The 23,482-nt window shown below is 42.2% G+C and carries 14 protein-coding genes and 1 tRNA gene; 4 read left to right on the forward strand and 11 right to left on the reverse strand.

What is annotated here, in order from left to right:
* Window positions 1-13 precede the first annotated feature (13 nt).
* The 11 genes from I5907_RS12560 to I5907_RS12610 form a co-directional block, all read right to left on the reverse strand.
* A complete protein-coding gene (locus tag I5907_RS12560) occupies window positions 14-1,210 on the reverse strand; it encodes a glycosyltransferase (protein ID WP_196991166.1) in 1,197 nt (398 codons plus the stop codon).
* 47 nt (window positions 1,211-1,257) lie between these two features.
* On the reverse strand, window positions 1,258-2,487 hold the full coding sequence (locus tag I5907_RS12565) for a glycosyltransferase family 4 protein (protein ID WP_196991167.1): 1,230 nt from the start codon (window positions 2,485-2,487) through the stop codon (window positions 1,258-1,260).
* Between the two features lie 202 nt (window positions 2,488-2,689).
* Window positions 2,690-4,042, reverse strand: a complete 1,353-nt coding sequence (locus I5907_RS12570; protein WP_196991168.1) for an O-antigen ligase family protein — start codon at window positions 4,040-4,042, stop codon at window positions 2,690-2,692.
* A complete protein-coding gene (locus tag I5907_RS12575) occupies window positions 4,029-5,309 on the reverse strand; it encodes a glycosyltransferase family 4 protein (RefSeq protein WP_196991169.1) in 1,281 nt (426 codons plus the stop codon). Before I5907_RS12575 ends, I5907_RS12570 begins: the two co-directional genes overlap by 14 nt.
* A 161-nt stretch (window positions 5,310-5,470) precedes the next feature.
* Window positions 5,471-6,064: an acyltransferase gene (locus tag I5907_RS12580; RefSeq protein ID WP_196991170.1), complete on the reverse strand. Its 594-nt coding sequence runs from the start codon at window positions 6,062-6,064 to the stop codon at window positions 5,471-5,473.
* A 1-nt stretch (window position 6,065) separates the two neighbouring features.
* Window positions 6,066-7,190, reverse strand: coding sequence for a glycosyltransferase family protein (locus I5907_RS12585; RefSeq protein WP_196991171.1), 1,125 nt, complete (start codon window positions 7,188-7,190; stop codon window positions 6,066-6,068).
* 107 nt (window positions 7,191-7,297) lie between these two features.
* On the reverse strand, window positions 7,298-8,359 hold the full coding sequence (locus I5907_RS12590) for a polysaccharide pyruvyl transferase family protein (protein ID WP_196991172.1): 1,062 nt from the start codon (window positions 8,357-8,359) through the stop codon (window positions 7,298-7,300).
* Entirely contained in the window at window positions 8,343-9,641 is a 1,299-nt protein-coding gene (locus I5907_RS12595; RefSeq protein WP_196991173.1) for a lipopolysaccharide biosynthesis protein, read from the reverse strand. Before I5907_RS12595 ends, I5907_RS12590 begins: the two co-directional genes overlap by 17 nt.
* 183 nt (window positions 9,642-9,824) lie before the next feature.
* Window positions 9,825-12,278 carry a GumC family protein gene (locus I5907_RS12600; protein WP_196991174.1) on the reverse strand — a complete coding sequence of 818 codons (2,454 nt, stop codon included), beginning with the start codon at window positions 12,276-12,278 and terminating at the stop codon, window positions 9,825-9,827.
* Between the two features lie 19 nt (window positions 12,279-12,297).
* Window positions 12,298-13,089, reverse strand: coding sequence for a polysaccharide biosynthesis/export family protein (locus I5907_RS12605; protein ID WP_196991175.1), 792 nt, complete (start codon window positions 13,087-13,089; stop codon window positions 12,298-12,300).
* Between the two features lie 731 nt (window positions 13,090-13,820).
* Window positions 13,821-13,908: transfer RNA gene (locus I5907_RS12610), tRNA-Ser, on the reverse strand.
* Window positions 13,909-14,139: 231 nt separating this feature from the next.
* Here I5907_RS12610 and I5907_RS12615 point away from each other — a divergent pair.
* The 4 genes from I5907_RS12615 (at window position 14,140) to accB (ending at window position 23,432) form a co-directional block, all read left to right on the forward strand.
* Window positions 14,140-15,960: an ABC transporter ATP-binding protein gene (locus I5907_RS12615; RefSeq protein ID WP_196991176.1), complete on the forward strand. Its 1,821-nt coding sequence runs from the start codon at window positions 14,140-14,142 to the stop codon at window positions 15,958-15,960.
* A gap of 411 nt (window positions 15,961-16,371) precedes the next feature.
* The gene (locus I5907_RS12620) at window positions 16,372-21,732 is read left to right on the forward strand and encodes a fibronectin type III domain-containing protein (RefSeq protein ID WP_196991177.1); all 5,361 of its coding nucleotides are present in this window, start codon (window positions 16,372-16,374) and stop codon (window positions 21,730-21,732) included.
* 464 nt (window positions 21,733-22,196) lie between these two features.
* The gene (gene efp / locus I5907_RS12625; protein ID WP_196991178.1) at window positions 22,197-22,763 is read left to right on the forward strand and encodes an elongation factor P; all 567 of its coding nucleotides are present in this window, start codon (window positions 22,197-22,199) and stop codon (window positions 22,761-22,763) included.
* Window positions 22,764-22,946: 183 nt separating this feature from the next.
* Entirely contained in the window at window positions 22,947-23,432 is a 486-nt protein-coding gene (gene accB, locus I5907_RS12630; protein WP_196991179.1) for an acetyl-CoA carboxylase biotin carboxyl carrier protein, read from the forward strand.
* The last annotated feature ends 50 nt before the right edge of the window (window positions 23,433-23,482 follow it).

Here is a 23,482-nt window from a genome sequence, read left to right on the forward strand (position 1 = left end):
TTAAGTTATGTTGTTAATTTGATAAGATGCTCAACATTTTTTGCGCTGCCGGTGCTGCTGCAAAATATTTTTCATACGTTGTTTTTGCATTAACGCCCATTTGCTTTTTTTCTACATCTGTGAGACTAAAAAAACTGTTGAGTAAGTATGATACGCCTTCAACAGTATCATCAGCCACGATGCCCGAGTGCGAAGTCTCTATCTCCCTGAAAATATTTACCTGGTTTGAAATAAGTACAGGTTTGCTGCATGCCATTGCTTCTGCAACTGCAATACCAAAATTTTCCTGGTGGCTCGGCAGTATAAATGCGTCACAATTATAAAAGGCCCCCCATTTAGCATCCCCTGTAAGCATACCCGGGAAAAAAATATATTCATCTTTCAAATCTGCGGCCATCGTGAGAAGGTTCTTGCCAAACGGCGTATTCATGCCCGGCCCCACAATTACAAGTTTTGGGATGTTTGTTTGATTTGCCGTGTTTGAGCCTTTAACAATATCTACATACGACTGTATTAACAAATCAACCGATTTTTTTTCATGAATGCGGCTGAGAAAAAGTATAAAAGGTCGATCATTGAGCCCGCTACATTCATTTATGAAAGCGTTATGCATTTCGTGTGTAAAAGGCGGCGGAGCGGCTATGCCATAACCGATGTTGATTTCCTGTTTGGGCAGGTAAGGTTGAAAAGCTTCACGTGCAAGCAGGAGCTCAGACTCGGTAGTAAACAGCATTGCATCTGCGTTTTCAATCACTTTAGATTCAACCAGCTTCCAGTAGATTTTGTTCCTGATGGCTTTTAATTTTCTTCCGGGTGCTTTTTGAAAATAGGGATCGAGCATGCCATGCGGCATAACAAATAATTTCGGCGATTTTTTGTTATTCGTCCGTGCTCTGAGTTGGCGGAAGAATTTAACTACTGCGTAATCGTGGTAAAGCCACAGACCATGCACAATTACCGCATCAAAACGATGAACATTTTTCTCCAGCCATGGTACCAGTTTGTTGCTGTATTGCCATGGGCCTTTGGCAGGCCCAAGCAGGTGAACCGGAAAAAGGTCGTTTCTCGAAAAAGAAGACCGTGGATCGTCAAGACATGCCACTTCATTATAAATGCCAAGTTTTTGCAATTCGGGTATGGCATTACGGATGCCCTGGCATGGCCCGCCTGTAGACGGGTTCATACTTGGAATAACACGTAGTAAACGCATAATGATAGTAAGATTTAAGGTTGTTTAGGATTGCGAAATATTCGATATTAAAGAGATACAGCATGAAGACTGCGTTTGCCCTCACCTGCGACTGTTTCTGTATTGCCGTTCTTATAAGCTCTTAAGGCTTTGTAGTAAAATGCCTCAGTAAGATCAAGCATTTTCTGCTGATCAAAACGCTTTACATTTTCAAAACCTGCATTGATAGCTTTTCGGCGTTGTTCAAGGGTCAAACCAACTACCTGCTCAACAGCTTCTGCACATTCCATACTCCAGGCTATTGTTTCCTTTTCCGCTCCGGATGCTTTTTTTGGAATATAAAATGCCGCTTCTCCGCCCACTTCTGACATTGGCGCACTTGCCGTTGTTACTACCGGGCAGCCACAAGCCATAGCTTCTGCTATGGGCCATCCGAAACCTTCTGCGATAGAAGGGTATAATAATAGCGTTGCGCCGGAATATGCTGTATTTAATAAGGTATCGTCAATACCAGTAAGCAAATAAATATCCTGTTTGAATGAGGATGCTTCGTAAACTTTCAGCAAGCTTTCATCAGGCCTGGCACCGATGAGCAATAATGGCAAATTATGCCTGCTTTGGGCACGCCATTGTGTGTAGATTTCAATTGCGCCTTTCCTGTTTTTATACCATTGATTACCGCCTACATGTAAAATGTAACCACCCGACAGATCTTTGCCGACCTTATCGTTTAATGAGGATAAATCTTTCGCAGGTGTAAATCTTCTGTTCAGCGCATTGTAAATAACTTCAACAGTATAAGGCTTAACAGGAAATTTATACAGATCACGCTTTGTATTTTCTGAAACAGTAATGAAATGTTTTGCACTTGAAAAACCTTTTCTGATAAGCGCCTGGTACTTTTTACCGCTACTGCTTACCGGGTTTTCAGGAATTTCTCCCAGCGCGGAGCGTTGCGCAAGAAAGTCGTGGCAATGCACAACCATCAACCTGTTTTTTACCAGTGGCATCCACATGCCCAGGGCATGATCAGTGAAAATAAACAGTGTATTGTCATCGCAACCTTTTACAAACTTTTTTACCTGTCGTGGAAACAGTAAATACTGATCAATATAACCAAACCATTTCCTGAGGCTATTGAAAAGTGTGATTTTAGAGAATACAGGTTGCGGCAAAAGTGTTGTGACTTTGTGTCCACGACCTTGCATTCCTTCGGTAAGCATCTGCGCATACCTTGGCATGCTTTGCGAACCAAAGAAAGATGGATGCACAAAAAAGACAAGGTTCAGTTTATTCATGATGCCTGGATTTTTTAACGAACAACTGGCTAAGCATTAGCAACAGGTTTGCCTGGTTTCTTATTTTTTGTTGTTTAACCATTACTGAAAACGATTGTGTAAAACTCATCGTTGTTGCTCAAGGCTCTGCAGTACAAGTGAGTGACACAACCAAAGCATCATAGCATTACTAATGCCGGCTACCGGATAATTGTATTTGTATTTATACCCTTTCATTTGCTGTTGTATTTCGCAGTGAAGCCAGCAACAGACCTGCGATCACTATACCAAAGCCAAGTGCTGTTGGCTGCGCCCATTGTCCCTGGGGAATATTTACGATACCAAACGAAACAAGCATCCAGGGAAGAAGATCATCAACAGATAATTTTTTATAAGCCGCGAAGGCAAGCTTTATAAAAAATACCAGCCTTACAAGAATGAGCGAGAAGCCCATTAATAAACCCAGCTCGCTAATGTTTCTTGCCCATTCGTCTTCTGCCAGTATCAGTCCTGATTTTCCTGCTATTAACACCGCGCCCACACTGGTACCCATGCCCATACCGTAGCCAAAAAACGGAAGGTCTGCTGCACCGGTTATGGCGCCAATCATTGTTCCCAGGTAGCGGTCTCCCAGCACGCCATTGATGCCGCCTTCATTTTCATTGGCGGAATCGAAACGTGTTGTAAAAGCATCTACCGCCAGTTGAAACGAAGGATAATTGCTGAGCAAAATAAACAGTACGACGATGCCTGTAAGTGCCAACAGCATTTTGCCGATATGTTGTGGTTTGTGTAAAATATAAACCCCAGCAAAAACAGCACTTAGTGCAACCTCGAAAAATAGTGTACGGCTTATAGAGAATGGTACGGAGACCAGTACAGCAGCAGTGGCAGCCCACAAAACTAACTTTTTGATCTCTTTTTGATTGAACCAGAAATAGAATACAAATGATGCGACAAGGCTAAAGAAAAGTGCGTTGCCATTGGTAAAAGAAAAAGTTCCCGGCGGCCTGAAGAAACCTAATGCGCCTGCAAAACCGGCACCGGCTTCATCACCTGTTACACTGCGGTTAACCCATGCAGACTGCGGGCTGTAAAATTGCATGACTGTAAGTATAACCATGGGTATGGATACCAGCAACAGCATCCGCCCTACAGCAATTACATCATTGCGATTGAATATATTACCGATCACAAAGATCAGCGGGAAGTGTATCAGCAATATTCTCGCCCCGTATAGTGCTACCCAGATATTGCCATGCCCGAACAATATAGCTGTGTATATACCTGCAACTGCTATTATGAACATGCATACGATATAGGCATTCATTTTTAACAGGCCCTGCGAACGTGACTTAAAGATTAAGAAAATAGCCAGCGGATCGCGGATAAGCAGCAGCGGTGAAAAACCAGGTAACAACCATTTTCTTAGTGCGCCTTCGAATAACAGCAGCAGCACATACAACCAGATGCCTTTTTTCAACAAACCGTAATTCTCCCTGGCCTGTTGTTGCTGTGTTGTTTCAAATGACCGCAACGTCATTTCCCTGTCCATAACAAGATCATACTGGCTCATGTGTAGTCTTGTTGTGATTATGAAAATGCGTTTGTACTGCCCGGGCAAGTTCATTGCTATATACCTGCCACGGACGTTCAGCAGCGGTTTTCATTGCTGCCTTGCCAGCTTTTTCAATTACGGAGGGGTTACTTATAATTTTGTCCAATACTGCTTCGAGTGCCTGTGCAGAGCCGGCGTCGATCAACCAGCCGTTTTCATCATGCGTGATAAAATCGGGGCCTATTGTGTTTTCCGTTGTTATTACCGGTGTACCCTGAGACATGGCTTCTGTAATAACCAGGCCAAAACCTTCAAACAAAGAAGGGAACACAAAAACATCATGCTCCCGCATTAACTGCAATATTTCGTTGTTGGAGAGACTTTCAAACCATGTATGGCGGGACAGATTTTTATCGAGGATTGCGCATGGTACATCTTTTTTCCTGCCTACAACAGTAAGCTGAACTTTCGTTCCAAATTTTTCAACAGCCTCAAAGAGGTAAGCAATTCCTTTGCGTTGTGATAAGCTGCCTACGAATAACAGTTTCAGTGGACGGTTATGTGTAAAAGAGTTGTACACTTTTTCGTGTGGACCTGCCACCGGCGGAAAGCCGTAAGGTATAACACTCACGGGTGCAAGGGTGCCACTGTAATCTTTTAACGTTTTTGCCGTGAAGCTGCTGGCAACAAAGATGGCGTCTGCCAGTTTTAACTCTTCATCTTTTCGTTGCAGCTTGGCAGGAGAGTCATTGAGACCTGTAAGCGTTGCGGCCCAATCCGGCAACTTTTCTTTTTCTGTTTCAAATATTTTGTGAGCGGATTTCCAGTAGCCAATTGGCAGATCATACAGGCAAGGCATGCCTGCGTTTTTTGCTGCGCGGAACGCGTTGAGTGCAGAATCTTCGTACGCGTAGATGGCATACTTGTCTTTACGCGGTAATGTTTTTATTCTGCGTGCAACTTTATGATCAATTCTTTGTGCCACGCTGTCGACTGAAAACATACCCTTTTCATGTGCTATGAGTGATACTGCACCGGCTTTGATCGCCAGCAACCGGCCTGCTTCGAATAAGGGTAAAGAGCGGGTATATTTTTTCAACGATCTGTCGAAGCTGCGCCTCCTTATTTCAGCGAGTTGGTTGATGCCACCTAAACGATCGAGTAAGGTGCCGGGAAAAACCGCAAGCGATACATAAAACTCTGCGAGTAAACCGGCTTGTATAAATCCATCCAGCGCAGCTTTTACATTTGCGTTACCATTAAGATGAGATACAATTAATTTCATAAATAAGAACGAAGCGCTAAGAAATGCTGCGCTTTTGCTGAAGTATTTTTTTGAAAGGGCATCGTATTGCTGCCATATTTGTTGCAGATGAAGTGCTTGCGACGCAACAGGCGATGCCATGAAAAACAATTGTTGGTATCAACATTTTCTTTGTTATTGCTTTATCCCTTTAACCATGCACGGTTGGCTGCAAGAAATTCGCAGGGGTCATATACCAGTTCTTCAGAACGCTTACGCTGCAAGGGTTTTGCAGGATTGCCCGCTACTACCACACCGGGTGGAACAGATTTGGTTACAACAGCCCTTGCGCCAACAACAGCACCTTTGCCAATTGTAACACCGGGCAAGAGAAGGGCGCCGGTTCCTATCCATGCATAATCTTCGATAACAATCTTTGCTTTAACGTGTTTCCATTCAGGATCTGCTATGTCGTGCGATGCGGTTAATATTTCAACACCATCGTTGATGCATACTTTTTCGCCAATGATCACATCATCATGCAGGGCTATCATCACGCGTCCTAAAAAGGATAAACGGCCAATGTGCAAGTGTTTTTTATGACCCTGCACTGTTACTTCTCCAATCTCTGCTGTTTCATGTATTGTAGCTCCTTTACCGGTAAGCTTGCTGCGCCGGTAATTTCGTTGCAGCAATGATGGAAGTGCATGTACACGTTTGGCCCATGCTTTGTAAAACCTGGCTGAAGCCGGTGAAAATCTTGCCCTGTTCCGCCACAAATAACCGATGCTTGCCATATTAATTTGCAGATAAAATTGTTTGCATAAACTCTTTGCTGATGTCTGCAAGATTTTTTTGCTGTACTGTGGGTATATCTTTTTGCAACAATGCACCAAGATTACCTTTTTTGTATTCCATAATACCCGGCGGTGGCTGAAAATTGATTGGCTGTTTTATTTGCCATGGTCTTGCTGCACATATAACCGGCAAACCATGTTCTCGCATTGCTGCCACAGATCCGCTTTTTTCTATGAGTAAAAGGGGAGTAGTAGAAATACCTACAGAAGCATGTTTAAACAGAAAAGATATATAGTGCGGCGATTGCTCACCAAAACTTTTAACGGGTATATTGTGTTGTTGCCATGCCGCTATCCATTTTTCTTTTTCTGCACCACTATGACCTATAAGATACAGTTGTAGTTTTTTATTGTTATCTGCTGCGAAATCTGCCGCTTCCTGCGCAAGTGTTGCTGCCGGTGCGCCATGATGAATATTGCCAAAAACAACAACGGTAATATCAATATTATTTGCAGGGTGGTAAAGTGGTGTTACATCTTCATCTGTTACCGAAATATTAGGAAACAATGGAAGAATGCCTGCCTGGTAGCCCAGTTTGTCAAGCTGAAATTTGTATAAACCTGTTTGTGTATGAATAACCGATGGTTGAAGCTGTGCAATAAATCGTTTGATCAGTTTTTTTTGCAACACGCCCCAGTAATGTTCTTTCAGGGTTGATTGTGTACTCATGCCAACCCATAATTCATGAAACATGATTTGCCATTTTCTTTTTCCGGCAGCGCTTATAAACTCGGCTGCAAGATTAAACGGAAGCCCTTTTTTATGATAGGCAAAAGGTACAAACTGTACACTGCACCAGTCAGGGTCAAAATCATTGATCCATTTTGATGCGCGTTTTATTTTTTGTGCTGTTGTGTAAGAGGCCGGTATGCGCAGCACGGGCACCGTTGTTTTATCTTCTTCCTGTACCCCATCAATAAAAGCAGTAACATGATTGTCGTGCCATGCAACGATGGCCGTTGAAAGCCCTTGTTTAATCAATTCAGCCGCAAGCCGTCTGGTGTAGTCACCTACACCGTTGCAGCCGTATTCAAGCGCACCACAGATAAAGAGAATTTTAGTCATGTAGATTTGTAAAGGATATGGAAGAAGATTATGAGCCAGGCTGCATTGCTGCTATGATGCTTTTGTTGCGTCGCACTCTTGTACTGCAGCACATTTTGCAACACGTATTACACAGCCGCCATAAAATTTTGCTGTTCGGAATGTTGCATTTCCTTTAAACGGCTTATTTGGGAAGTTGTTTCTTTCCAGTTAAACTGCTCCCTGTTGTCAAAAGCTTCCACCATTTTTTCCAGCGAAACATGTTGCGGATGTAAACCTGCTTTAGAAAGCAGTACACTTTCCAACAGATCTTCATGCTTTTTTGCATAGTTAACAGAAATGAATGGTGTGCCTGTAAGCATAGCCATTACAATAAAATGCAGTCTTTCACCTGTGGCAAAAGTATAATCCCTGAAAATGTTTACTGCTTCTGCAAACTTAGCGGGTATATGAAGCATTTGTATGGCCGGGAACTTTTGTATCAGTTCGTTTCCTGCTTTTACGTCTATGCTGTGTAAAGGAAGGAAATGTATCTCGTAGCCATTGTTTAGCAGATGCCCGATAAACTGCTCAAAGTATATCCTGCTTTTATCCTGGCCATTGTATACCTGGTGTGTACCAATGTTGATCAGTATTTTCTTCGATCCCGGTTGTTTGTTCGTTACAGCACCGGTATCGAATATGCCAAAAGCTGCATCACCTGCAATTTTTGCTTTGTTGAATACCGGCTGTATATTGTTTATAGACAAAGGACCTCTTACGCCGCCATACACTTTTCCTTTGAGTATGTTTTTCCATCCGTCTGCACAGGCAATCTTTTCATGCACGCCCGTGCCATGCATATACACAGGAATTGAATTGGCAACAAGGCTTTCAAAAAATTCCCTTTCCCAAAGCGGGCCGATAAGTGTGCCACCGCCGATAACCAGGCCTGCTATTTTGCGCCTGTAAAACCTTTTGTACAGTTTCACGAACAAAGGCATTTGCTTACGTACCGGTAAAAGTATATGTGGGTGAAATAATTCTTTTGCAGACTCGAATACCAGTTCATCGCCAAAATTTTTATCGCCGAGGAAGCCATAATACGCAAAGACTTTTTTGCGTGTCAGGAATAATTCGCTCCAGGAAGGAAAATGATCTGTGCGATAGGCAATATTGTAATAGTTGATGATCTTATTGGTTAGTCTCATACCTGCGTAGTCTTATAAAGAGATAAATTAATCTTATTGAATAAATGATAAGTGATGAATAAAGCCCGTATAGAATAGCACCGGAAGTTTCGTTTAAGCGCAGTACAAAAGCCAGTGCTACCTGTGCCGCTATTGAAGTGGCTATAAATATAAATGGCGGCACTATAATACCCCGGGATGACAATAACTGGTTTGTGCTGGCGCTGATTAATGCGGCGCAGCTGGAAGCTGCTACCAGCACAAGCTCTGAATTAAGCGCAGAAAACCTGTCGCCCAGCAGCCATAAAATATTTGATGAAAACAGTGACACCACTGTAATGATTGCGGCGCTTAAAAGGAACAGTCCAAGCTGAAGCTGCCAAAAACGTTTGCGTATTACCTGCTTGTCTTCCTGCAACCTTGCAAACCTCGGCACAATTAATACAGAAAATAATACGGTGAAAAGATTGAGTGCAGTTGTTAAGCCACTAAGCGCACCAACCTTTCCAAGTGTGGCGGTGGTACCGGCAAGGGAAATGATCCAGATAGTTGCCTGGCTGGAAAAACAATAATAAAGAGATACGGGGAAAATTCTTTTTACTGTAGCAATAATTTTTGATTCCATTTCTTTATCCCGCTCCTGTGAGGCATCGGCATAGCCGGAAGAAATCTTTCTTAACCTGAAGTTTGCCCAGGTTCTTGAAATGCCACTGCCAAGGATTGCGATAAAAGCGTACGGAAGAAAGAAGATGCTGGACAGCAATAACGCCAGGCGCATGAGGTTTGCAGCAACCTGGTTTTTTTGTAACGGAACGATATCCTGCTTTATACGCGGGGCAATCTCGAGAATATTATCGGACAGTGCTGCATAAAATGCGGGCACTAATGATAATGTAACAAGTGCTGTTGTTAACCAGCCCGCATCGTGGCGCCAAAGTAAAAACAATAATATCGGGGTTGCGATAAGCAGGCTGATGACGGCAAACTTTCTTCTCAATGCTATGCCGGTGGCCATTACCGCCCCTAGCTTTTTAGGATCCTGCCAAACTTTTCCCGCTATTGATAAGGCGCCGGTTGAAATGCCTCCGTCTGCCAGTACGGTCATAGTTCCAAGCATTGTATTGGCAAGTGTATAGATCGCATATTCTTCAAATGACAGCATCCTGATGATGAGGATGCCGCAGCCAAAACCTATTGCCTGGATTAATATCTGCGCACTGCCTGCAATGCTGATAAGTTTACCCCATTCGGCAACCTTACTGTAGTGTTGATTAGTATAGATTCTTTTTGCTAAAGCTTTCATGCAGGTTATGCAATTAGAAAAGTGTATGTATAATTATACGCCTTTATAAAATTTAGTGACATTGGTAAACCGGATCGAAAAGATGATCATGGTTATGCAGTACAAGAGTGCGACGCAACGAAGCTTCATGGGTGTTACACTGCCGGGTTCACAAAAAAAAGCCTGCATAGAAACGTGTAATAATTAGTCCGATTCTTTTTTACCAAGCATTTTTTTGAGCAGTGATTTTTCTTCTTTGGCGTTTGAGTTGTAACCTGAACCATAACTGTAATCGTAATTATAGCGTGTATAACCGTAGCCGTATGTATTGGCATAGCCGTAATACCCGTTAGCACCGTTGAGTATTACATCGTTTACTACGAGTGCCAGATTGTTAAGCTTTTGCTCTGTGTAAAGATTATTTACAAAGCCGAGTTGCTTTTTAAGTGTATAACGCTGGCGCACCACGTATAAGTTAATGTCGCTGTATTTTGACAGTATCTTAGCATCACTTACAATGCCGAGTGGCGGACAGTCGATAATGATGTAATCGAACATTTCTTTGAGCTCAGCAAACATCTGATCGAGTTTGGGGCTTAATAACAGCTCTGCGGGGTTTGGTGGTATGGGCCCGCAAGGCAGCAGCCAATAATTCTCCACTGATTTTATTTGCCTGAGGATGGAAGACACATCCTGCTTTCCGCTGAGATAAGTGGTAATACCCTGCGATGCGTTTTCAATGTTTAAGGCAGCCGTTATTTTGGGTTTGCGCAGGTCAAACTCCATTAATAAAACTTTTTTTCCTGAAACGGCAAGAACAGCACCCAGATTCATGGAGATGAAAGTTTTACCCTCGCCAGCCATTGTTGATGTAACCAGGATGCCGGAGATAGGTTTACCGCTGTTGAGGAAATATTGGAGGTTGGTTCTGATAATGCGGAATTGTTCAGATACAACACCACGTGTTTGCGCCACCACAATTTTGCGGTCTGAAGTTCCGGGGTTATGATTGATTTCTCCTACTATGGGAGCCTGTGTAGCCTGCTGAATATCTTCGGCCGTTGTAACCTTATCGTTAAAAAGATCCCTGATATAAATAATGGCAAAAGGAACACCAATACCCGCAATGATTGCCAGTAAATACAATAAAGTTGTCCTGGGTTCAACGGGGATGCTGTTGGTTACCGCAGGATCGATTGCCCTGCTGTTACTGATTGCAGATGCTCTTGTAATGGCGGCTTCTTCTCTTTTCTGCAGCAGGAACAGGTACAGTTTTTCTTTGATACCCTGCTGACGGGCAATCTCGAGTAATTTTTTCTCTTTACCGGGCATGCTGCTCATATTGCCTACAACCTGGTTGTAGTCCGCCCTCGTTGCATTATAAACTGATTGAAATGATGCTTTTATATTGCCTGTTGTTTCAAGTATTTTTTGCTGTAGTTGTTCCAACTTACTGTCAATAGTTTTAACCGCAATATTGCCGGGCGCAATTGTTTTTAAGAGGTCTTCGCGCTGGAGTGCCGCTTTATTGTATTCTTCTATCAGCGCAAGCATTGTTGCGTCTTCAATGCCCAGTGAAGTGGGCACAAGGTTGTATTTTTTTGAAGGATCATTTACATAATCCCGGATCATATCTGTAACCTGCAGTTTGACCTGCGCTTCATCCATTTTCTCTTTTATTTCTTTCAGCCTGTCTATATCTAACTGTTGCTGGCCTGCAATATTGATGACATTGTTGGTTTCGCGGAAAGTCTGGAGACTGGATTCTACATTGCCAAGTTCGCCGGAAATTAATACGAGGCGATCGTTTACAAATTGAATGGTATTGTCTATGGTTTTGTTCTTTTCATCTATCCCTGCCTGGCTGTACTCCTGTGCGAGTCCGTTCAATATGTCTCTTCCTTTTGCGGGCACGCCCGATGAAAATGCGATGAGCATAATGCTTGCATCTTTGCTTAAAGACCCTACGGTAAGTTCAGATGCGAGCTTTGAAGCCATTACGGCAGGTGGATACCATTTGATATTATAAGTGTAGTCAGGCTTGAATTCTTTAAAGTCATCTACATGAGCAATGAAAGAAAAGTCTTTGGTACGTACGATAGTGTTATTGGTTATCTCAATATTTGCGGAGTCTGTAATGTAGTGAAGTTTGCCATCCAGCACCTGCAGATTTACTTCGTACTGTTTGGATGAATCACTGATGCTTTTAAATTCGATCAGTTTTGACTTGCCTTTATCATAAACCTCTGTTTCCCTCAAATTGCCAATAGATGTGTAAATAACATTTAGTCCAAGTTTACGAACTACTTTCTCCATTAATGTGCTGGATTTGATAATTTCCAGTTCATTAGAAATATTTGTCTTTCCGCTGGATACCAGCTTCGATAAGATTTCTGCTGATAATTCATCTGCGCTCTCACTGCCGCTTTTATTGTCGTCTTTTACGAGAATTTTTACAGTACTGTTGTATACCGGTATTTTATAACGTAAGTATATATAGGTAATACCTGTGAACACTGCAAGACAAATAATAAATAGCGGCAGGTAGTGCCGGTATTTAAAGAGTAATTCTTTTGGATTTTTTGTTTGCGGAACTGCCTGCGCTGCATGAGCCGTTCCGTTTTCCTTATGTTGATAGCCGTTGTGGTTATTAAGCATCAGTGGTAGAGTTTATTTGCTATTTTAAAGAGTTGAATAAAATAGCACCTGCAGTTACAGCAGCTAAAATTATACTTGTTATCCTGAATTTTCTTGTTTCTGAAGCATCACTAAGCACCATTTTGTTTTTGTTCATTTCAACGTAAACAACATCGCCCTGTTGCAGATAGAAATAAGGTGAGTCAAAAATATCGTTGCTGGTAAGATCAAGTTTTGCAAACTCTCTTTTACCGTTCATTTCTCTTATAATCATAACATTTTCTCTCTTACCATAAATCGTAAGATCACCGCTCTGGCTGATTGCTTCGAGTACTGACATTTTTCCATCGGGAACAATGACCGGCCCGGGGCGGTTCACTTCTCCGAGAATATTTACTTTGAAGTTTATGACGTTTACCGTAACTGCTGGCTCCTTTAAATAATTTAGCAGGTTCGTTTTAAGCGTGTCTGCCAGTTTTTTTGTAGTAATACCTGCAGCATGTATTATTCCTATTTGAGGAAATACGATGTTGCCATCGTCATCGACAAGGTAGCCACCGGAAGGAGTGGTTGCTTGTGCACCTGTAGAAGGTGTCACGGGCATTTGATTAAATTCCTGTGCTGCCTGGGGATTTAGGGCTGTAACAATGATGTTTACTCTGTCACCTGGTTGTAGAAAATAATCTGGCTTTTTTGCGACAATTTTTTGAGATGCTTTTACACTGTCTGCAAGGTAAGTCATCGACGCATACTTGTTGGTAGATGAGCAGGATGTTCCAAAATGCACAATAGCAACAGAGAACATCAAAACGGGAAAAAATTTAATTTGCATTGGAAAAGTTTATGGCTCCGCCTCTCTCAGTCACACGGACTGGGAAGAAGTATTTAAAATCAGCAGTAATGTGAACATTTGTTCAACTTCCTGCAGTCTTTTTTTAATCTTTCAATGGCACCGTATCGTTACAATCTTTTGGATAAACTTCCGATAAATGCACGTAGTTGAGCTACCATCGGATTTTGTCAGGAGGATTATTAACCTATTGGAGTTACACACGATTTCGCAATAATTTTTTTCGGTATTCGGTTGATATTTTCACTTAGTAAAATCATGATGCAACATAGTTAGCAACAAACTTCCGCCAAAATAAAGACATAATTACCTGCTTGCCAAATTTTGAGCCGGGTTTTCTGTTCAGGCTGGCCTGGCCATCTCTGTTACTTGCGTAACGCTTTAGATGATGTGATGTAAACCAATTACTTGCGGAAAGAAAAGGATATGTTAAGTTATTTCATATACAGTGGGGTACAAAAGGTTACATGAATTTTACCCGATGTTAGAAAGAAATGTGGATGGGTAATTAATTCAGCACAAATACAAAAACTAAATAAGTATTGTTAACATTCATTTGGGAAGTTAGGAATTTGATATTTAAAAAATTGGGAGTGTATATTAATAAATAGAGTTTGCCTGTATAACACCTTAGATCTTATGCATAAAGTATAGAAAATAAAAAACCTGTAAAGCTAACTTTACAGGTTTCAGTATCATTTAGTTGAGCAGTCTGGCGGAGAGAGAGGGATTCGAACCCCCGGACCTGTTACAGTCAACGGTTTTCAAGACCGCCGCATTCGACCGCTCTGCCATCTCTCCGGGTGCAAAATAAGGGTGCAGATTTTTATCTTCCAAAAAAATAAATTCAAATTATATAATATAGCCAGGCGCAGCAGGCTGCAAGGCTTTGCCACCGCAGGTTGCAGCACCTGTTGCCCAATAAAGATATAGCCGTACAAGAGTGCGACGCAACGATGTTTCATTCATGTACTTCAGCCGGGCCCATCTTTAGTAAATTGCTTTGCGGTAATTTTGATTAAAATTCTTTGATTGAAACAACTAGCAGCAGTAAATAAATATTTCTGGAAATATCGTTACCGCTTTATTACCGGTATCGTCTTCGTTGTCCTGTCTAACTATTTTGCGGTGCTTGCGCCTGAAATTACGGGGTACGTGGTAAACAAAGTGCAGGAGCATTTGCCGGGTGGTAAACCAGTGTCAGTAAAAGAATCTTACAATGGCATTGTCATGTTTTTTATTGGTTGGGTTCAGCAAATGAGTTTTGCTACGCTTGTACTGGTGTGCAGCCTTACTATTTTGGTGCTTGCGCTGTTGCGTGGCCTGTTTATGTTTATCATGCGGCAGACATTGATTGTAATGAGCCGTCATGTAGAGTACGATATGAAAAATGAGGTGTATGCGCATTACCAGCAACTGGATGCAGGCTTTTTTAAAACGCACCGTACCGGTGACATGATGAACAGGATTGCAGAAGATGTAAGCCGTGTACGTATGTATCTTGGTCCTGCTGTTATGTACTTCGTTAATCTTGTGTCATTGATTGGTATGTGTATGGTTAATATGTTTAGCAAAGATCTTCAGCTAAGTCTTATTGTGCTTTCTCCTTTACCGGTGCTGGCTGTTACAATTTATTTTGTAAACATTACAATACACAGAAAGAGCGAAAGGGTACAGTCTTTGTTGTCTGATCTCACTACAAATGCGCAGGAATCGTATTCCGGCATAAGAGTGATAAAATCCTTCATACAAGAAACGGCAATGCTTCGGTTCTTTAAAAATAACAGCGAAGATTACCGGAAAAACGCTGTGGCATTGGCCAAAACAGAGGCAATCTTTTTTCCGAGTATGACTTTGCTTGTTGGCTTAAGTACATTACTTACCATATTTATTGGTGGCAAAATGGCTATTGATGATCCCTCGAAAGTAGGCATCATCGTAGAGTTTGTTATTTATATCAATATGCTTACATGGCCTGTTACGGCAATTGGTTCCGTAGCAAGCATTATACAGAGAGCTGCGGCCTCGCAAAAGCGGCTGAATGAATTTCTGCAAACAGAAGCTACCATCAAATCACCCGCTGTTACCGGCAACGAAAGTGATCTTTCCGGTGATATCGTATTCAATGACGTGTCTTTTACATACACCAATACCGGCATAAAAGCATTACAACACTTCACACTTACAATCAGGGAAGGCGAAAAAGTTTTGATACTTGGAAAAACCGGTAGTGGTAAATCTACGGTTGCACAACTGCTGTTGCGCTTTTACGATCCTGAGTCAGGTACTATAACAATTGGTGGCAAAGACATCAGAGATCTGCCACTGTTTTATTTAAGGAACAATATTAGTTATGTACCGCAGGATGTGTTTCTTTTTAGCGATACTGTTTCTCGAAACATTGCATTTGGGCTGGTAAATGAACCAACGCAGGACACTATACACACCGCGGCAAAAAATGCAGCCATCCACAATGAGATTGAAGGCCTGCAAAACGGTTACAGCGCATTGGTAGGGGAGAGAGGTGTTACACTCAGTGGTGGTCAGAAGCAACGTATATCTATAGCACGTGGCCTTATCAAGAACCCAGATATACTGGTATTTGATGATTGCTTGAGCGCAGTAGATGCCAAAACAGAAAACCAGATCATCAATAATCTATACACGTTGCTTGGCAATAAAACCGCTATACTCATTACACACCGCATTTTTACAGTATTGAATTTTGACCAGGTAATCGTTATCGAAGATGGTAGTATTGTAGAAAAGGGTACACACGAAGAGCTGCTGGCGCTGAACGGTTATTATGCAGAATTATACCAGCTGCAGACTAGCCAGGAAACCGCTGTATAAACAACTTTTTTGCTTATTGGCCCGGCTTATGAATATCTGTTAAGCTTTGGTTGCGTCGCACTCTTGTACTGCAACACATTATTCAGCATCTCCGGGTGTGTCATCCTAAAATTGATTCATCCTTCTGTATTTTTCAGGATCGCATTTTCGTATCTGTATTGCTAAGTTGTTTTTAATAATGCATGCACTACTTCATATTCTTTTTAAAAGCGTATTAAAATATTTAATGCATCAATAATATCGCAACATATTACGTTTACTTTGACGGCGTAAAACCAAACGTTCTATTTAAAGTAAAACCGGACAACTGCTTTAATTAAACAAGATAAAAAACCAATTCTCCCCAATCAAGGTAATTTATTCCTGCACTTAATTAAGCTGTAAAATCCAATTCTTAAACAAAAACCCACTATGAAGAGAGTATTACTCATCATTGTACTTGTCACGAGTATCTTCAGTGCCTATGCACAGGTCAATCCCTGGAAACAGGTAAATCTAACGACAGCCAGTAAAGGCAAAGATGTCTTCCAAAAGCATTTCAAGCCCAGTGCTTATGTCTCGTTTCAGCTAGATGAAGCCGTAATGTGGCAGCAGCTAAAAAAGGCACCTTCAGAAAGAAATGTTTCATTTTCCAGGTCTTCAGCTATTATTTCAGTGCCTGATTCAAAAGGTCGCATTGAGCGCTTCAGAATCGTTGAGTCGCCTTCCATGCAGGACGGGCTGGCTGCCAAGCATCCTGGTATCAAATCTTATTCTGGTGTAAGCATGGATCATCCTGGCTCAAGCATACGTTTCAGTATGTCGCAGCTTGGTTTTCATGCGAAGGTCATTTCTCCTGACAGGAAAGCATTTTATGTTAGCTGTGTTGACAAGGCTGGAAAGTCTTATATTATTTACGACCGGGAAGTGTTGAATGACAAAAAATACGACTTCGATTGTTTACTTGATGAAACCATCAGCAGTAATGTACAGGGTAGTAATTCAGGTAAAGGCGGTGTAACCGGTAAAGATGCAAACACCAATACACTCAGGGTTTATAGAACGGCATTAAACTTAACAGGCGAGTTCTCACGGGCCGTGCTGGCAGATGTTGCCCCAGGTACAGATACTAGTACAGACGCACTGAAGAAAGCAATAGTGTTGGCACTGGCCAATGAAATTACGACCGAAGCAAACTCATATTTCGAGAATGAAATGCATTTACGCCTGGTTTTGATCAATAATGAAACTGACATTATTTATTTAAATCCTGCAACAGATCCTTTCAGTACATGGACAACGACATTTACTACCACAACATGGAATACAGAAACACAAAACAACTGTACAAATGTAATTGGCAATGCTAATTATGATGTCGGTCACATGCTTACATACAATACAGAGAAAAACAACGGTAATGCCGGTTGTATCGGTTGTATTTGCAAAACGCCGTCCGGGTCTGTAGGTAAAGGCAGAGGCTGGAATATGTACGGTGAATACCAGGGCTATTACCTTGTAGTAGATTACTGGACACACGAACTTGGTCACCAGTTTGGCGGTAACCACACCTTCACACACAATATAGAAGGCTCATTAGTGCAGGTGGAGCCGGGCAGTGGTACAACCATTATGGCTTACGCCGGAATCACCGGTGCAACGGATGTGGCTACGCACAGCGATCCTTTCTTCCATTCGAAATCAATTGAACAAATAACAGACTATATACAAACCGGAACAGGCAATACCTGCGGATCTACCATCACGCTCACGAATAATATTCCTACAGCTAATGCGGGCACAGACTATACTGTTCCAAAATCAACTCCATTTTTATTAACCGGTGCATCCACAGATGCAGATGGTGCTGATGTACGTACTTATAGCTGGGAGCAAATAGATAACTATGCTACAGGCGCTAATACATATCCTACCGCCACTTCCACAAAGGGTCCCATGTTCAGGTATTTCCCACCGGTTACAGATCTTACAAGGAGTTTCCCGAGAATGGAAGTTATACTTGATAGCCAGAATACCGGCAAATGGGAGGTTTTACCTTCTGTGGCCAGAACATTAAACTTCAGGTTTATGGTTAGAGATAACCACAGCCCTATAAGTGCAAACAAAAGTGATGATATGATCGTAACAGTTGGAACAGCAGGGCCATTTCTTGTTACTTCACCCAATACAGGTGTAAGCTATGCTTCTGGTAGCGCACAAACCATTACCTGGAGTGTTAACAGCACCAACGTTGCACCATATGCAACAAATGTAAAAATTACGCTTTCGACAGATGGGGGTCAAACCTTTCCATATACTTTGTCGGCTTCAACAGCCAATGACGGTACTGAAAGTGTAACATTGCCCAATATTCAGAGCGGCGCATGTCGTATAAAAGTGGAAGCAGTTGGAAACATATTTTTCGACGTTTCAAATGTAAACTTTGCTATTGGTGCATGCGGAACTGCAGTTGGTTTAAAGGCTGCTTCCGTAACAGCCAGCAGTGCCACAATTTCATGGACAGCTGTAACCGGCGCTACATCTTATGATGTAGATTACCGTAAAGCAGGCGCTACTTCATGGACAAATGCTGCAACTGCCACAACAGGCACCAGCGTTAATCTTACCGGCCTCGTGCAGGGTACGGATTACGAATTCAGGGTTAAGACAAATTGTTCTTTCAATAACGGAGCATATGCTACTGAAACGTTCTCAACGTTATGTTCTGTAGCACCTGCAAGCATCAGCGCCTCAAATATCACAAGCAACACAGCAACATTGTCATGGCCTGCAGCCGCCGGCGCTGCCTCTTACAAGGTAGACTATAAGCTCTCAACAGAAACCATTTGGGTAAGAGCTGAAAATGAAACAACCGCAACATCAACGGATATAGCAAATCTTATAGCAGGAAAAACTTACAATATAAGGGTAAGAAGTAACTGTGCTTCATCCCTGGCATATTCGTCTTATGTTACAAGTACATTTAATACCGCATGTGCTGCAGCACCATCCGGGTTAACTGCATCAGGTGTTTCTAATGCCTCTGCAACGATTAGTTGGTCAGCTTCTGCAGGGGCTACATCTTATACCGTAGATTATAAACTGGCTTCTTCCGGTACATGGGTTAACGCTGCAACAAACACTACATCTACAAGTGTAAGCCTCAGCAGCCTGACACAGGGTTCTGTATATGATTACCGTGTAAGAGGCAACTGCTCATCTGGTAACACAGCTTATACCGCTGCTCAATTCACCACACTTTGTTCAGTTGCTCCTTCAGGGTTATCTGCCACCGCAATAACAAATTCATCAGCTACAGTAAGCTTTACTGCTGCAGCCGGGGCTGTAAGCTATGATGTGGATTATAAAGCGGCTTCTTCAGGAGTATGGACAAACATTGCTACTGCAACAACAACCGTGTCCTTTAATATCAGCGGGTTAACACAGGGCACTGCTTATGATTATCGTGTAAGAACAAACTGTTCATCCGGAAGTAGCAGTTATGCAACCGCCCAGTTTACCACTTTATGTACTATAGCGCCATCAGGCTTGTCTGCATCTGCAATAACCAATAATTCAGCTACCATAAGCTGGTCGGCTGTAAATGGGGCAACTGGTTATGATGTTGATTATAAATTGATATCTTCCGGTTCATGGACAAATGCGGCAACAGGTACAACAACTGTTTCTACAAACCTTAGCGGATTAACGCAGGGTGCCGTATATGATTATCGTGTAAGAACAAATTGTGCTTCAGGAAGTACAACTTATACAACAGCACAGTTCTCAACCTTGTGTACTACGGCACCATCAGGCTTATCAGCATCTGCAATAACCAATAATTCAGCTACAATAAGCTGGTCAGCGGTAAGTGGTGCAGCAAGTTATGATGTTGATTATAAATTGACATCTTCCGGTTCATGGACAAATGCGGCAACAGGTACAACAACTGTTTCTGTAAACCTTAGCGGATTAACGCAGGGTGCGGTATATGATTATCGTGTAAGAACAAATTGTGCTTCAGGAAGTACTGTTTATACCAGTGCACAGTTTACTACATTATGTACCGTGGCACCAACAGGTCTGTCAACATCAGCAGTATCAGACGTATCTGCCACAGTAACCTGGACCGCAGTGAGTGGCGCTGTTAGTTACGATGTAGATTATAAACTTTCTGCTGAAGGCATATGGACCAACGCAGCTACAGCAACCACATCTACTTTTGTTAACTTGTCTGGATTATCAACCGGTGTACAATATGATTACCGTGTAAGAACCAATTGTGCATCCGGCAGTACAGTTTATACATCAGCATTATTTACCACTACCTGTTCAACAGCACCTTCCGGTTTAAATGCATCTGCTGTAACAACTTCATCTGCAACATTGAATTGGACTGCAGCCACCGGTGCAGCTAGTTATGATGTTGATTATAAATTAGCAACAAGTGGTACGTGGTTAAATGCGGCCACAGCTACAACCGCTACATCAGTAAGCATTTCAGGGCTTGACTACAGTAGTTTATATGACTGGAGGATCAGGACAAATTGTGCTGTGGGCAGCAGTTCATATACAAGCGCACAGTTTACAACACAAACACCGGTTTGTAATGACCCTGCAGGCCTTACTTCAGGTTCAGTAACTGCATCATCTGCAACCATCAGCTGGAGCGCCGTAACGGGTGCTGCAAGCTACGATGTGGATTATAAGATTGCTACGTCATCTACCTGGACAAGTGCTGCTGTAGCTACAACATCAACTACTGTAAATCTCAGTGGCTTAAATTCAAGTACTACCTACGATTGGCGTGTGCGTGTAAATTGCATATATGGCAATACAAGCAATTATGTATCTGCACAGTTTAATACACTGCTGGCTATAGGTTGTGGTATACCAGTCACGGTAACAACTACCAATATAACAAGTTCATCTGCAACTTTGAACTGGTCGGCTGTCAATGGAGCAATCGGTTACACAGTTGGTTACAGATCGACAAGCGCGCTTAACTGGACTAATCTTGCAACAGGAACAACGGCACTGTCAATTAATGTCACAGGTCTTGCAAGTGAAAGTAACTATGAATGGCGTGTGAAGGCAGTATGTGGTTCCGGCAGCAGCGCTTACAATAGTACTTCTTTTACAACGCTGCCTTTGTGTCCCGGAAAATATGACACAATTTTGCACAACAGTTTCGCCTCAGCTATCTCCGTTCCATTATCGACGGATGTATTCGGCACAATAAATCCATCAGGTAATGTTGATTATTACAAAGTAACAATTCCACAAAGCGGACTGGTAACGATAACACTCGATAATTTGCCTCAGGATTATAACCTCTATTCGTATAACAATAATCAAAAGATTACAGGTAGTTCTGCCAATACTGGTATAGCTGACGAAGTTATTAGCACCACTTTGGCAAAAGGTAATCATTACATTAAAATAATCGGTGCATCAAATGGTTTGTCAAGCCCGGCGTGTTATACATTGAGGATAATACAAGGCTCAGCAGCAAAAGGTAATTTGTCGTCATCACTTATCGCAGAGAATAAAGGAAGCATGAAATTGTACCCTAACCCTGCACACTCACTCATCAACATCAATACAGGCAAAGTGCCGGAGCATGCTGTAATAAAAATAACAGATGTGTATGGCAGGGCAGTTATGCAGGCAAATGCAGGCATATCAAGCACGCAACTGGATGTGAGTAAGTTGAAACCCGGTAGTTATTTTGTTACTGTTCTTACGAAAGAAGGCACAGTAATGCATAATACAAAGTTTGTGAAGTACTAACTTTAAGTTTAACTTTAGAGCAGGCCGTCGTGATTCTTCACGATGGCCTTTTTTTGTGAGTAAAAGATAGGCATAGTGTACCGGGCTGCGTTACTACTATATAGCTGCCGTTGCGTCGCACTCTTGTACTGTTTGGAAGTAAACTCAGCATATGCAATCTTGTTGCTGCCTTACTGCCAGGCTTTTGGCGGGGTGTTTTACAAAACTGTAACCGGTACTTGTTTTCCTGTTGCAGGCCGGGAAAAAGGAACGCTGCAGCCGCCATAAAAAACGGAAGTACAAGTGAGTGACACAACAGCAGATGCCATGAAAACCTGTGCCGGTATCATACAATAAACACAATGCTACAGGCACTTGCATCACTGGTTGTTCAAAACCGGTACAGCGCCGGAAAGAAGAAAATTCCATCTTCAAAATGTAAAACTCAATTCATACATTTGCGCCCTATTCATAAAATACTTCTTATGGCAACAACATCAGATATAAGCCGCGGCCAGATTCTGAAATTAGACGGAAGCCTATATTCAGTAGTGGAATTTGGCGAAAACAAAACTGCACGTGCTGCAGCAAAAGTGTGGGCCAAATTGAAAGGCGTTGACAATAATCGTACAATAGAAAAAACATGGAACAGTGGTGAAACAATTTTTCCTGTGCGTGTAGAGAAAAAAGCGTTCCAGTATTTATACAAGGACGAGTCTGGCTACAACCTCATGAACAATGAGACGTTTGAGCAGATCGCTTTGGGCGAGGAAATGATTGATGCGCCTCAATTTTTAAAAGATGGGAGCGAAGTTTTTGTATTTATCAATACAGAAACAGAGCAGCCAATTGGTGCTGAACTTCCTGAAAAGATCGTTATGCAGATCACTTATTGCGAGCCGGGCGTTCGTGGCGATACCGCTACCCGTGCCCTGAAACAGGCTACCGTAGAGACAGGTGCCATTGTTAACGTACCTCTTTTTGTGAACGAGGGAGAGTTCATTCGCGTAAATACAAAAACAGGTGAGTACGTAGAAAGAGTAAAGGAATAAAACCTTGTACAGCTTATAAATGAAAGGGCGGCCAAACACCGTCCTTTTCTTATACATACACGAAAAACAAGCCTGAAAAGAGAAATAAGAAATTCGGCAATTTTTTATCAAAAATTACCTACTTTGCCCCTCCTTTCGGGGTAAAATCGCTTAAAAACATTCAAAATCCCAAAAATTCTATTTATGGACTTCAAGCAGATCCAGGAACTTATCAAGATCATTAACAAGAGTAACATTGGGGAATTAAGTATAGAAGAAAAGGATTTCAAAATTACGATCAAACAAAAAGAAGATGCTGTGCAAACAGTTGTAGCAGCACCGGCACCGGTATATGCCCAGGCACCTGTAGCGATGTCAGCAGCACAGCCAGCCTCTTCTGCGCCTGCTGCATCAGCCGCAACCACTCCTGCAGCGCCAAAAGCAGATAATCTTATAACCATAAAGAGCCCGATGATCGGTACTTTTTACCGCAAATCATCACCAGATAAGCCGTCATTTGTAGAAGTGGGTGATGAGGTAGCACCGGGCAAAACAGTTTGTATCATCGAAGCCATGAAACTGTTCAATGAAATTGAAAGTGAAGTAAGTGGTAAGGTAGTTAAAGTGTTGGTTGATGATGCCAGCCCTGTAGAATACGATCAACCATTGTTCCTGGTTGAACCCGCATAATATGTTTATGAAGGCAATTTGAAATTGTTGCATGCCGCTAACCGCGTCAA

It is taken from the genome of Panacibacter microcysteis (assembly GCF_015831355.1).
GTDB classification, from domain to species: domain Bacteria; phylum Bacteroidota; class Bacteroidia; order Chitinophagales; family Chitinophagaceae; genus Panacibacter; species Panacibacter microcysteis.

Coding starts and splice junctions, on each gene's coding strand:
- efp (WP_196991178.1), top strand. CDS start 22,197: ATGGCAACAACATCAGATATAAGCCGCGGCCAGATTCTGAAATTAGAC.
- I5907_RS12570 (WP_196991168.1), bottom strand. CDS start 4,042: ATGAGCCAGTATGATCTTGTTATGGACAGGGAAATGACGTTGCGGTCA.
- I5907_RS12580 (WP_196991170.1), bottom strand. CDS start 6,064: ATGGCAAGCATCGGTTATTTGTGGCGGAACAGGGCAAGATTTTCACCG.
- accB (WP_196991179.1), top strand. CDS start 22,947: ATGGACTTCAAGCAGATCCAGGAACTTATCAAGATCATTAACAAGAGT.
- I5907_RS12560 (WP_196991166.1), bottom strand. CDS start 1,210: ATGCGTTTACTACGTGTTATTCCAAGTATGAACCCGTCTACAGGCGGG.
- I5907_RS12595 (WP_196991173.1), bottom strand. CDS start 9,641: ATGAAAGCTTTAGCAAAAAGAATCTATACTAATCAACACTACAGTAAG.
- I5907_RS12585 (WP_196991171.1), bottom strand. CDS start 7,190: ATGACTAAAATTCTCTTTATCTGTGGTGCGCTTGAATACGGCTGCAAC.
- I5907_RS12620 (WP_196991177.1), top strand. CDS start 16,372: ATGAAGAGAGTATTACTCATCATTGTACTTGTCACGAGTATCTTCAGT.
- I5907_RS12605 (WP_196991175.1), bottom strand. CDS start 13,089: ATGCAAATTAAATTTTTTCCCGTTTTGATGTTCTCTGTTGCTATTGTG.
- I5907_RS12575 (WP_196991169.1), bottom strand. CDS start 5,309: ATGAAATTAATTGTATCTCATCTTAATGGTAACGCAAATGTAAAAGCT.
- I5907_RS12600 (WP_196991174.1), bottom strand. CDS start 12,278: ATGCTTAATAACCACAACGGCTATCAACATAAGGAAAACGGAACGGCT.
- I5907_RS12565 (WP_196991167.1), bottom strand. CDS start 2,487: ATGAATAAACTGAACCTTGTCTTTTTTGTGCATCCATCTTTCTTTGGT.
- I5907_RS12590 (WP_196991172.1), bottom strand. CDS start 8,359: ATGAGACTAACCAATAAGATCATCAACTATTACAATATTGCCTATCGC.